Source organism: Streptomyces sp. NPDC002870, from assembly GCF_042888505.1.
GTDB lineage: Bacteria > Actinomycetota > Actinomycetes > Streptomycetales > Streptomycetaceae > Streptomyces.
In genome coordinates this window covers 23,180-35,256 of record NZ_JBIAPW010000044.1, presented here as the reverse complement: position 1 = coordinate 35,256, position 12,077 = coordinate 23,180, and the positions used below count along the sequence as shown (strand labels likewise).

At 70.3% G+C, this 12,077-nt stretch carries 9 protein-coding genes; 3 read left to right on the top strand and 6 right to left on the bottom strand.

Going from position 1 to position 12,077, the window contains the following annotated elements:
• The first annotated feature begins 18 nt into the window (after positions 1 to 18).
• Complete coding sequence (locus ACFYWY_RS34430; protein WP_389194221.1) at positions 19 to 417, top strand: hypothetical protein; 399 nt, start codon at positions 19 to 21, stop codon at positions 415 to 417.
• Between the two features lie 345 nt (positions 418 to 762).
• On the opposite strand, the gene ACFYWY_RS34425 is transcribed toward ACFYWY_RS34430, so the two are convergent.
• The 4 genes from ACFYWY_RS34425 to ACFYWY_RS34410 form a co-directional block, all read right to left on the bottom strand.
• Positions 763 to 1,506: a hypothetical protein gene (locus ACFYWY_RS34425; protein WP_389194218.1), complete on the bottom strand. Its 744-nt coding sequence runs from the start codon at positions 1,504 to 1,506 to the stop codon at positions 763 to 765.
• Between the two features lie 152 nt (positions 1,507 to 1,658).
• The gene (locus ACFYWY_RS34420) at positions 1,659 to 4,619 is read right to left on the bottom strand and encodes a BTAD domain-containing putative transcriptional regulator (RefSeq protein ID WP_389194215.1); all 2,961 of its coding nucleotides are present in this window, start codon (positions 4,617 to 4,619) and stop codon (positions 1,659 to 1,661) included.
• Between the two features lie 620 nt (positions 4,620 to 5,239).
• Positions 5,240 to 6,628: an amidase gene (locus tag ACFYWY_RS34415; protein WP_389194212.1), complete on the bottom strand. Its 1,389-nt coding sequence runs from the start codon at positions 6,626 to 6,628 to the stop codon at positions 5,240 to 5,242.
• Positions 6,615 to 6,824 (bottom strand): hypothetical protein, encoded by a 210-nt coding sequence (locus ACFYWY_RS34410; protein WP_389194210.1) that lies wholly within the window; start codon positions 6,822 to 6,824, stop codon positions 6,615 to 6,617. Before ACFYWY_RS34410 ends, ACFYWY_RS34415 begins: the two co-directional genes overlap by 14 nt.
• Positions 6,825 to 7,083: 259 nt before the next feature.
• On the opposite strand from ACFYWY_RS34410, the gene ACFYWY_RS34405 reads away from it, so the two are divergent.
• Complete coding sequence (locus ACFYWY_RS34405) at positions 7,084 to 7,995, top strand: MBL fold metallo-hydrolase (protein WP_389194207.1); 912 nt, start codon at positions 7,084 to 7,086, stop codon at positions 7,993 to 7,995.
• A 247-nt stretch (positions 7,996 to 8,242) separates the two neighbouring features.
• Here the strand turns inward: ACFYWY_RS34405 and ACFYWY_RS34400 are convergent, their stop codons facing one another.
• Positions 8,243 to 8,578, bottom strand: coding sequence for a hypothetical protein (locus tag ACFYWY_RS34400; RefSeq protein ID WP_389194206.1), 336 nt, complete (start codon positions 8,576 to 8,578; stop codon positions 8,243 to 8,245).
• A gap of 1,044 nt (positions 8,579 to 9,622) precedes the next feature.
• Here ACFYWY_RS34400 and ACFYWY_RS34395 point away from each other — a divergent pair.
• On the top strand, positions 9,623 to 11,380 hold the full coding sequence (locus tag ACFYWY_RS34395; protein WP_389194203.1) for an ATP-binding protein: 1,758 nt from the start codon (positions 9,623 to 9,625) through the stop codon (positions 11,378 to 11,380).
• A 90-nt stretch (positions 11,381 to 11,470) separates the two neighbouring features.
• On the opposite strand, the gene ACFYWY_RS34390 is transcribed toward ACFYWY_RS34395, so the two are convergent.
• On the bottom strand, positions 11,471 to 12,043 hold the full coding sequence (locus ACFYWY_RS34390; RefSeq protein ID WP_389194201.1) for a TetR/AcrR family transcriptional regulator: 573 nt from the start codon (positions 12,041 to 12,043) through the stop codon (positions 11,471 to 11,473).
• Positions 12,044 to 12,077 lie beyond the last annotated feature (34 nt).

The following is a 12,077-nucleotide window of genomic DNA, read 5'->3' as shown; positions in this document are numbered from 1 at the left end:
GGCCCGCACTACGAAGGCATGGAGCAGGCCGCCCCCGCCGAACTCGACCTGGTGGAGGCGGCCGGCGCCTTCGCCCGCTACTACCGGCGCGTCTGCGACGACCCCGACGCTTTGCGGCACCTGTCGTTCGAGATCAGCCTGCAGGACATGGCCCTGAGCGACCCGGATCTGCAGACCAGGCTCGCCGCGTCCGTCCGGGCGCACGAGGAACGCCTGACCGCGCTGCTCGCCGGCAGATCGCACCATGGGGTCCCCGTGACGCCACGTCAGGCGCAACGTCTGGCCACCGCGCTCAGAGCGCTCCTTGTCGGCCTCAGCCAGGGAGTCGCCCTCGGCCTCGCCGAAGCGGCCCCGGAGTCGTACTTCGCTGATACCGCGCGCGCCCTGACCGCACCGGATGTACTCGGGCCGCCCTGAGCCCCCTTACAGGTCAGGAGGTGATGGCCGCTGCCTGACCCGCCGGCATCAATGCCGTCATGCCTGCAGCGATGCCACTGTCGTGAGTGCTTTCGCCAAGATGGGTCGCATGTCCTCGCCTCTTTTGAAGGTGCTGCTGTCTGTGGACGGGCAGCGCAACGCCCCCCACGAGAAACCTGGGTGCGCGGTTCACCCTCCTCGGACCCACAGGCCGTTCACAAGGTCGGTCGGACGACCGGACTGGTTCGGCGGGTCCGGTCCGGGGGTTGAGTCCAGCCGAAGGACTGTCGTCACACTCCCGCCGTCCGCCGAAAGGCGGGCACGGCGGGACTGCGACGACACTCCCTATGCCCGGCGGGGGATCCGGACCAGCCTGTCGCCGTCGGGCGTCAGGACCTCGAACGCCGCGATGTCGCCCGAGTCAAGGGAACTCGAGCCGGTCAGGTTCAGCCTGTCGGGGGAGCCCGGGACTCCGTACCCCTTCTTCGGCACGGTCCAGTGCGCCAGGACCTCCTGCCGACCTGAGGTGGAGACCGCTACGAGCGAGCATGTGCGCGGGCCCGTCACCCCTCCCAGGGAGAGCGACACTTCGGTGCCCCAGCCCTTGTCGCGCAGTCCGACATCGGCGCGTACGCCGGTTTTGGGGTCCGCGGCCCGCAGGGTCTCCCCGGCAGCCTCGGTCCTGGCCGAGGGGTCCTGGTCCGCTGAGAGGCCGACCAGCGCTCCACCGCCCGCCAGCAGCCCCGCAGCGAACGCGGCCGCGAGGGCGAAGGCCATGCGTCGGCCCTTCCGGGCGGAGCCGACGGGCTGCGCCGGGAGGGGCTGCCCCGTCTTCGGGGCGGCGGCCACGTCCGGCGGCGAGGCTCCGCGTGCTCGGACGATGGCCGGACCGGGATCCGGTACGGGTACGCCGTCCCATTCGTGCGGCTCCACACCGGACAGCAAGTGGACGACCTCGCGCACTTCCGTGTGCTCTTCCCGGCACGTGGGGCAGCCCCGGAGATGGGACGCCAGTGTGGGGTCCTCCGGCTCGTCCCGCCCGGCCAGCGTTTCGGCCGCAAGGTCAAATTTCAGTTGCTCGCAATCCATAGAACACTTCCTGCGCCAGTTGACCCCCGGATACCACCCATGCAACGTGGACGGATCCTGGTCGGTTCACCGGTGTGGAGACTTTGAGGAGTTTCCGCCCGCCGACCGTTCACCTCCGCGCGCGGCCCTGAGCCCGCAGGCCGCGCAACCCGTCAGCTCTCTGCCAGACCGGCCAGTCTTTCCTCGATTTCTGGGACCCGGTGCACCTCCGGGTGTTCCTCGGCGAGTTTCAGCGCGAGGGCCCACGCCGTTCCTGCGGCTGTCCGGTCACCTGTGTGCAGATGAGTGTCGCCAAGGCGCAGTAACGTGCCGACCCTTGTGTACGAGTCCCCGGCGGCTTCCATCAGGTTCAGGGCGTTTCGGTAGCACGTGATCGCCTGCTGGTGGTCGCCGAGGTGGTGGTGGATGTGGCCGAGGCTGTCCCATGCGAACGCCTCACGCTGCACCACGCCCCCGATCCGGCGGAGGCTCGCCACCGACCGTCGGCAATAGTCAAGGGCCTCCTCGTGGCGGCCCAGCACTGACAGGACCCAGCCCACCGCGTTGCAGGCGTCAGCCTCCAGCACCGGGTCGGAGCAGCGCCCCGCGAGGGCGAGGGCTTCCAGGCCTTTCTCCAGGGCAGGGCGGTTGTGGCCGGCGGAGTGCAGCAGGGCCGCGAACGATAGGTGGATGAGGGCCTGTTCGGCGGGCTCGTCAGCCGATTCGAGGAGGTCGGATGCCGCCTCCAGGTGGGACATGGCGTCCGTGTACCGGTCCGACCGCGCCAGGCACCCGGCCAGCGCCCGGTGCAGCCTCGCCTGCTCCACCCGGTCGTCGGCGCGTTCGGCGGCCTGCAGGGCGACGGACAGGATCGAGGCCGCCTCCGACGAGCGCCCCTGCGCGTCCAGATACCCCTGGAGCCGCCAGGCCAGTTGCGCGGCGTGTTTGTCGTATCCCGCGTCTGCGGCCTGCCGCAGCACGGCCCTGAGCACCGGCAGCTCCGTCGCGTACCAGGCCATGAGCTGGTGCGTCTCCGGCAGGTGCTGCCGGACGACCCCGGCCGCGACCTGTGACAGCGCGGGCCGCGGCATATGGCACAGGCTTGGCCCCCCGGCCGACGCGGTCAGGACGTAGTGGCCGTACAAGCGGGTGCGGGCCGCGGCGCGTGTCTGCTCAGTCTCGTGCTCCTGGGCCAGTTCCCAGGCGTAGACGCGCAGCAGGTCATGGAGGACGAAGCGGCCCACCGAGGGCTCGTTGACCAAGCGCGCACGGGTGAGATCGGTGAGCAGGCGGCGTGTCTCGATCACCGGCAGCGCGGCCAGACTCGCTGCTGCTGCGGTGGACACCTCGGGCCCCGGGTGCAGGGCCAGCAGGCGGAAGAGCCGGGCGGCCGGTCGGGCCAGCGCGCGGTACGACCAGGAGAAGACGGCGCGTACGTCGGCGACGCTGTCGCTGCCGATGAAGGCGTCGAGGCTCCCCTCGGTGGCACGCATCTCCTCGGCGAGGGCCCGCAGCGAGAAATCGGGGTGCAGCGTAGCGCGCGCGGCGGCTATGGCCAGGGCGAGCGGCAGCCGTGCGCAGAGGTTGATGATCTCCTCGACAGCCTGTGGTTCCGCCGCGACCCGCTGGCTTCCCAGACGTCTGGCCAGGACGGCCCGGCCGTCGGCCACCGGGGGGACGTCCAGGGTCAGCGCCGCGGCGCCCTCCATGGTGACGAGGCCCTGCAACTGGTTGCGGCTGGTGACCACCACCATGCAGCCAAATGCCCCGGGCAGCAGGGGCCGGACCTGCTCCTCGTCGCGGGCGTTGTCCAGGACGAACAGGACGCGCCGTCCGGACAGCAGCGTCCGCAGCAGAGCCGTGCGCGCGGTGGTGCAGGACGGAAGTGCCGCGGAGGACACGCCCAGTGCGACCAGGAATCTCTGGAGGATCTCGGCCGGTTCGGCGGCGGGATCGCTCGGGTCGAAGCCGCGCAGGTCGGCGAAGAGCTGCCCGTCGGGGAAACGCTCGGCGATCCGGTGCGCGAAACGCAGCGCGAGCGTGGTCTTGCCGACGCCGGGTGCCCCCCCGATCACGGTGACCGGGGCGGTGGCGTCCACGCCACCGTGTTCGGAGGACTCCGGCAGCAGCCCTGCCAGGGTGTCGAGTTCGGCCCGGCGGCCGGTGAAGTACGCGGGCGCCGAAGGAAGTTGCGCCGGGCGCAAGGCAGACCGGCCCGGCGAGAGAACGGTGCAGGCCGCCGGCTCGGATGTGCCGTGCGCTTCCGGCGCCGTGGGGTCGGCCACGGCCGGGCCCGGCAGCTGCGCCGGCCGACCGATGTCGATGTCCGTGACGCCGATGTCCGTGACGCCGATGTCCAGCGCCTGCGACGTGTAACCGGCGTCGTATCCCGCGGTGACGATGGACCGGGAGGTATGCCTGATAAACCCCAGGTCGTGGCAGAGGATTGCCTCCTGCAAGCTGCTCACCGAGGGGCTCGGCTGGAGCCCGAGCTCCTCGGACAGGTGCTTGCGCAGTTCCTCGAAGCGTGCCAGGGCCTCGGCGTGACGGCCAGTGAGGTACAGGGCGCACAGCAGCAGACCCCACGCCACCTCCCTGAGCGGATACTGCTTCGTGAGCGCCTCCGCCGCGCCGACGGCATGCTTCACGTCGCCGTCGTGCATCAGTGTGCAGATATGCAGCTCTTCGGCGGCGACCCGGCCCTCCTCCAACTGCGCGGCCTGCCGCGCGGCGAACAGGTGGTCCCGGGCATCCTCCAAGGCCGCGCCCCGCCACATGGACAGGGCGTGCTCGATCTCCCGGCGGGCCTCCGTCACCCTCCCGGCCGACAGGGAGCGGCCCGCCTTGGCGACCCCTTGCTCGAAACGGAAGGTGTCGCGTGCTTCGGAGGGAACGTGCAGGGCGTATCCGTGGGACTCGCGCACCAGCAGACCCGACTTGCCGTGCGGCGGCCTGCCCGGTTCCAGTACGACGCGCAGCCTGCTGATGTGGGCATGCAGGGAGGCGACCGCCCGCGACGATGGGCGTCCCGCCCACAGGTCCTCGCAGAGGCGGTCGGTGGAGACGGCGCGTCCCTCCTCCAGGAGCAGGCGCACGGCGAGCACGCGGCGCTTGGGCGGCCCGAGATCCAGCACTGCCCCTGCCCGCCTGATCGTCAGTGGTCCAAGAAGGCCGCACCAAAGGCCCCTTGTCGCGCTCCGCTCCTCGATGTCTGCCTTGCGCTTCACTGCTCTCGTCCCTGTTCGGGTGTCGGCGACGGCCTGGCCGCCGAGCCGCCTTCCGGCAGGGCGTCGGCCATGGGCATGGCGCCGTTTCACCGGTGCGTCATGCCCTGCACGGAGCTACGGGGTTATGGGGCAACAGGTTCGAGCCAGGGGCGGAGAACCGCAGGGGCCGGGCCCCCGCGGAGAGGCACGACGGTTCCCAGGGCCTTCTCTGCGAGAAGGAACCGTCGTGCCCGCCAGTCGTGGTGAGGCCACAGGACGGCTGGGCGGCCACGCTGGGAAACGCGTTCCTGCGCGAGGCGCGGCGGGGTGCCTCGGGTAATCCTCGTTCCGACCGCCCCGGCGTCACCGGGCCGCAGACGTCTCGGGCCTCGCTCATGGCCTCGGACACCAGCTGGTGTGCGCACGAAGCGGAACAGGACGCGCTGCACCCGGGCGCCATCACATGGCCACTGACCATCATGTCCGAGAGCCGGTGTCACGGAACTGCGTTGCCCCGGCCAGGCAGGTCCGGGCACAGACGAGAGCCTTTACGCCGGCGCCAGGCCGCGGGCGGTGCCGGTCTGCTCGTATGCGTGCCCAACGCGCAGCAGCGCGGCCTCGCCCAGGGGCCTGCCCATGAGCTGCATGCCGATCGGCATCCCCGCCGAGTCCCGCCCGACCGGCACGGTCAGCGACGGCACACCGGTGATGCTGGCCGGGGCCGACAACCGCACATACGCGTCGGAGACGCTCTCCACAGTGCCGTCGCCCCAGGTCACGGTGGACTGGCCGGCCTTGACGGCGGTGAGGGGCACGGTCGGCGCGGCGATCAGGTCGACCGTGCCCATCATGTGCTGCCAGCCCTGGCGCATGAGCGTGCGGGCGCGCTGGGCGCGAAGGTAGTCCCCGGCGGTCATGAGCTCGCCCGCCTCCAGGAGGATGCGGACGTCGGCCTCGTACAGATCGGGCACCGCCCGCAGCGTCCGCTCGTGGTAGGCGCTGGCCTCGGGCACCATCAGCCCCCACTGGGTGGCCTGGATGTAGCGCGTCATCGGGATCTCCACCTCGACGAGCTGCGCGCCGAGGGCCTCCAGCCGGCCGATGGCGTGCCGTACCGCGGCCTCGATGTCGGGCTCCACCCTGTCGAAGTAGTAGTTGCTCGGCACACCGACGCGCAGACCTGTCAGGTCCGTGCCGGGGCCCGGCCGGTAGTCCACGGGCGGAGCCGGAACGGACGCGGGGTCGCGCGGATCGTGGCCGACGAGGGCGGCCAGGACCAGCGCGGCGTCCTCCACCGTGCGGGTGATGGGCCCGACATGGTCGAGCGACCACGCCAGCGGGGTCACGCCGTGTCGGGAGACCAGTCCGTACGTCGGCTTCAGGCCGACGACCCCGTTCAGTGCGGCGGGTACCCGGATCGACCCCCCGGTGTCGGTACCCAGAGCGAAGGCGGCTGCCCCGGCGGCCACGGCGACGGCCGACCCGCCGCTGGAGCCGCCGGCCACCCGGCCCTGGTCCCAGGCGTTACTGGTCTGTGGCGTGGTCAGGCCGTACGCGAACTCGTGTGTGTGCGTCTTGCCCACGAACGCCGCACCGGCTGCGGTCAGTCGCGCGGCGACGGCGCTGTCCTCCTCCGCCCGGTGACCCTCACGCACCCGGGAACTCGCCGTGGTAGGCACCCCGGCCACATCGATCAGGTCCTTCAACCCTGCGGGAATGCCGTGCAAAGGCCCCCTGACGCCGTCCGTGACGACCTCGGCCGCCGCACGCCGCGCCGCACGCCGCGCGTGGTCCGCTGTCACCGTGGCGTACGCCCGCAGGCGCGGTTCGACCTGCTCAATGCGCTCCAGTACCGAGTCCACCAGCTCGACCGGGGATATCTGCCGCGTCCGTACGGCCTCGGCCGCGTCGGCGACGGACAGTTCATATGGCTGCATCGTGCTGCTCCCATCCCGCGCGGTATGCGGCGGACGGCGGTGTGTCGCCGAAGTCCAGCTCGCGCAGGACGGAGACGACGGAATGGATGTGGTCGGCAGTGGCTGCCACTCCCGAGTGGCGATCGGGTGCCAGCGGGAGCCCGGATCGTTCGGCCCAGCGGGCCGCCTCCGGCGGCGTGAGGTCAGCGGCGGACATGTGCGGCCTTCCTGATCGGACTGAGGGGCGATACGACTGCTGCCCCCGCGCTAAAGCTAACAGGTTGCGTTAGCTGACGATAGAACCTACGGTTGCTTAAAGCAAACCCATGGCTTTTGGTTGGGAGGGGAACCGTGCGCAGCAACTCCGGCAGCAGCTGCATGCGAGCGGTACAGGCTGCGGACACCACCCTCCCTGCGACGTGTGTCCCGCTCCCGAGCGGGCATCCGCCCTCTGCAGACGAAGGAAAGCACCCCTCATGAGCACAGCACAGCTCGTCCCGTCCTGGACCGTCGGCGACATCACCGTCCACCGCATCGACGAGATGCTCCTGCCACGGCAGACCGGCCCCTGGCTGCTGCCTGCCGCCACTGCGGACGTTGTCGCCGGGCAGGACTGGCTCCGACCCGACTTCGCGGACCACGACGGCATCCTGTACATCGACAGCCACAGTTTCGCGCTGGTCGTGGACGGACTGCGCGTCCTTGTCGACACCGGCGTCGGCAACGGCAAGACACGGGCGAACCCGGCATGGCACGACCTCCGCACCGACTACCTCGCGCGCCTCGCGGACGCCGGGTTCACCCCGGAATCCATCGACCTGGTGGTGCTGACCCATCTGCACACCGACCACGTGGGCTGGAACACGCGAGCGGTGGACGGCGTGTGGGTGCCTACGTTCCCCAACGCCCGCTACCTCACGGCGAAGGCCGAATACGACTTCTGGGCCGGGTACGACATGGACGAGGCACGGCGCTCCATGTTCCGCGACTCCGTGTACCCGATCGAGGAGGCAGGTCTGCTCGAACTCGTCGATGTGCCGGCCGAGGGGGTCGACATCGCCGCCGGTCTGCGCCTGGTGCCGACCCCGGGGCACACCCCCGGTCACGTTGCCGTACAGCTGGGCAGTGGTGACGCCACGGCCCTGATCACCGGGGACTGCATTCATCACCCGGTTCAGCTGGCGCATCCGGGCATCTGCAGCTGCGTCGATATCGACCCCGCGCAGGCCGAGGCGACCCGACGCTCGCTGCTCGCCTCGCTCGCCGACACCCACACCCTCGTCCTCGGCACCCACTTCCCCCCGCCGACCACCGGCCGTGTGGTCACCCGTGGGGACGCCTACCGGCTGGAGCCGGTAACCGCTGACGGCCCGGCCGCCACGGTCTGAACATACGCGTGGCCGACCCCCTGCGGCCGGCCACGCGGAACGGGCCGGGATATCGATCGCGGCCAGCGGTTCGCGGGCACTCGGCCACGTCCGCGAGGGCGGTGGCGTAGATCAGGTGCGCACGGCAGAACCGGGGTCGGACAGGGGCTGCGGTCGGCCACGGACGCCCGGGCGGCTCACGGTGAGACCGGGGAAGGGCACACGCGGTTCAGCCCCTCACTGACAAGGCTGCCCCTCTGCGGCGGGATCAGGCGGCGGGCGGCGCTGCCGAGGGAGCGGCCTGCGGCGGCACCGGCGGCGTTGTGGGCACCGGGGCCTTGGCTCTTCGTCCCCGCCACCAGTGGAACGCCGGGCTGGCCAGTGCCGCGACGAGCAGGCCGCTGGAGAACTGGAAGGCCCAACGGAGCCAGCCGTCCGGAGCACCCTCGACCCGATCCATGAGCGTATGGGAGAAGGGGTAGGCCAGGACTGTCCCGAGGATGACGAGCCACACCGGCCCGTCCCAGCGCCCTCGGGCGAAGATGGTGACCGCGAGAGCGACCACGACGACCGCGATCATCATCGCGGAGTAATTGATCTGCATGGAGAGGGACTTCCTGTTCGGTCCGGCTGCTCGGTCTGAAGGCGAGGCGCATCTTCGTGATGCTTGCCACGGGGTTGTGGCCCCTTGGGTTCACCGCCCCGGGTTCTGCGGTCGCCCGGGCGCCGGGCGGAGGACAGCAGGGCCGCCATTCAGCATCCTGACCGGCAGCACCGCCCCTCCTGCCCGCGCACGCGCAAGAAGAAGTCGTCGCACGGGACCAGAAGGCTGAAACGCAGATCGGCGTTCTCGCTGTGTGGTCCTCCAGTCCGCCGGTGCGGACGGTCAGCCACCCGGTTACGCCTCCCAAGGCGAACAGTCGGCAAACCCCGCAGCGTCCCCAGCCGTAGGCGGCCGCGAACGCCGGGCACGAACAGAGCTGCCGCCAGCAGGGCGACGGTCGGCACGGCCCCCAGCAGACACACCGTCAGCCAGTGCCACCGTGGGGCGCCGGGGAGCGAGGACACCGCGCCGACGGTTCGCCCTCCACCCGTCGCACGGCCCAACCGACGGGTCGAGGACAGCCCGTCGACGCCGCCCGGCAGATATGCGAGGCCGGACATGCGGGCGTAACGGCGAGGCGTACTACCCGCCGGTAGCTTCACGGTGGCTGGTGCCGGCGGCAGGCGTACGGTTGATTTCCCCGCAGCAAAAGGGCGGGAGGGCCGAGTTCGAGCCCTGACTGCGCCGGGCTAGCCTGCCCATACGGCGTGAGCTGCGGGTTCGTGAAAATAGGAGCAGGGTATGCGCGAGCGTGAGGGCGGTGCGCTGGGAGATGTGCTGGCAGCTGCGCGTGATCGGGCGTTTGTAGGCCGGGCTGGGGAACTTGCTCTGTTCCGGGTGGCGTTGGCGGGGGATCCAGGGACGGGCTCTGTGCAGTATCTGCACGGTCCTGGGGGAATCGGTAAGTCGACTCTTCTGCGTCGGTTCGCGCGTGAGGCCCGTCGGGTGGGACGTCCGGTCGTGGAGGTGGATGGCCGGACGGTCGTTCCGACGCCTCAGGGTTTTACCGCTGCTGTTGGTGAGGCGGTCGCAGAACCGGGACTGGTGCTGCTGGTTGACACCTTCGAACGCTGCCAAGGTCTGGAGGGCTGGCTGTGTGAGCGGTTCCTGCTCGGGCTGCCGGTCGGCAGTGTGGTGGTGATCGCCGGGCGCCGGGCACCGGATGCCCGCTGGACGTCCGACCCGGGGTGGGCGGACCTGCTGCGGGTCACGTCTCTGCGGAACCTGCCTCCCGACGATGCCACGCGGTTGCTGGATGCCCGCGGTCTGGCGCCGGGGGCCCACCAGGCGGTGCTGTCCTTCACCGGTGGCAACCCCCTGGCCCTGACTCTGGCGGCGGCGGTGGCCGTGAGGGAGGGAGGAGCCAAGCCCGGCTGGCAGCCGAGCCACGATGTCATCGCCACCTTGCTGGCCACGCTGCTGGATGACATTCCCAGCGCGGTACATCGCAGGGCCCTGGAGATCTGTGCACATACCCATGTCACCTCCGAGACGCTGCTTCGTGCCCTCATGGGCACAAAGGCGCCCGAGCTGTTCGCCTGGCTGCGCGAACAGCCCTTCATCGAGTCGACGGGTGCGGGGCTCTTTCCGCACGACGTGGTCCGCGAGGCACTCGAGGCCGATCTGCGCTGGCGCGACCCGGAGGGATTCGCCGACATGCACAGAACTGTTCACCAGTACCTCGTCGAGCGGGTCCGCGCCGTGTCCGAAGCGCAGCTGCTCCCTGCGAGCAGCGCCCTTATCTACCTCTACCGCAGGGAGGCCTCGGCGAACTTCCACAAATGGCGCGAAGGGGGCCATGTCAAGGACGAGCCGTATGAGGCGGCCGACCGGGGACGCGTGCTGGAGCTGGCCGAAACCGCGGAGGGCGAGGCGTCCGCGGAGATCTGCGGGTTCTGGCTCGACCGGCAGCCCGAGGCGTTTCGCGTCTACCGCTCCACCCAGACCGGCGAGATCGTCGCGTTCTTCGCATGGCTGCGACTGCGGGAGCCACTGGGCACCGACATCGACCCGATTGTCGCCGCGGCCTGGGCACACGCACGATCCACAGCGCCGCTCAGGCCCGGTGAGCACATGGCACTGGCCCGCTTCCACGTCCATCCACCCCTGTACCAGCGCACCTCTGCGCCCATGGACCTGATGCACTGGCGTGGGCTGGGTGAGATCTTCCGGGGCGACCGGCTCGCCTGGACGTTCGTGGTCAAGCGCGACGACGGGCACTGGGACAAGTACATGCGCCACTTCGCCATGCCGCCCGGCGACCGACGGCCCCGCATCGGTGAGCACACGTACACGCTGTTCAGCCATGACTGGCGGGCGCAGCCCGTCGGCCCGTGGCTGGAGGAAAGGTCGAACACGATCCTTTCCCGGGCCTCGGGAACCAGGACGTCGCCCCGTCCGGGGAAACACGAGGAACTGGTAGTGCTGTCCAGACCGGAGTTCGACACCGCGGTCCGCGACGCCCTGCGCACCCTCCGGCAGCCGGACGTGCTCGCCGACAACCCCCTCAACCGCAGTCGCGTGGTGACCGACAGCGAAACGACTCTCCCCGAACTGCTCGCCTCCGCCGTCGACCTCCTTCAGGAAGGGCGCTCGGGAGATAAGCACCACCGTGCCCTCACCGCCACCTACCTCGCGGGAGCCCCCACCCAGGAGGTCGCTGCCGAACGCCTCGGACTGCCGTTCAGCACCTACCGCAGGCACCTCACCAGCGGCGTCGACCGGCTCACCGACCTCCTGTGGCGCAGCGAGCTGAAGGGAACGACGATCACCGAGCTGAGCCAGGGGCCGCCCTCTCAGTAGGGCGGCTGGTGAGGGCCTGTGCCAGGTACGCAGCCCGTCGCGGCCGCACGAGCGGGGGCGACGGTGTCGGACGCGACGGATTGCGGCCGGTCAGCGGGGCGTGCCGAATCCCTCCAGAGTTTCCCGCACGAGCCGGTGCGCGTATGCGTCGGTAAGGCCGCCGGGACGGAAGAGGATGCGGTACATCATGGGTGCCACGACCCGGTCGATGACCGTTTCGACGTCCGGAGTGTCTTCGCCGCGCTCCGTCGCCCGGGCGAGGATGGCGTCGATTTGCTCCCCCGCGAATACCGAGCACTTGCATGCGTTGTCACCGTCGGGATCCCCGAGCAGAGCGTCGCGGATGTAAGCCCGGCCGACAGACGAACCCATCTCTTCGAGGAACTGCTCCGCCCAGTTCTGCAGGTCCGCCGACAGGCTTCCGTGGTCCTCCGGCGGAGCGTCCGGACGCAGGTGCTCGACTGCGACGTCCGACAGCAGCTCCTGTAGGTCGCCCCAACGGCGGTAGATCGTTGACGGAGTGACGCCGGCACGAGCGGCGACCAGAGGAACGGTTAGCGCCGGGCGGCTCACTTCTGCCTGGAGTTCATGAACTGCGGAGTGGACGGCCTCTTGGACGCGGGCGCTGCGGCCGCCGGGGCGCACCATTGATTTTCGACTCATGAGAACAGCTTAAAGCAAAGTTCTTGCGTCTTGG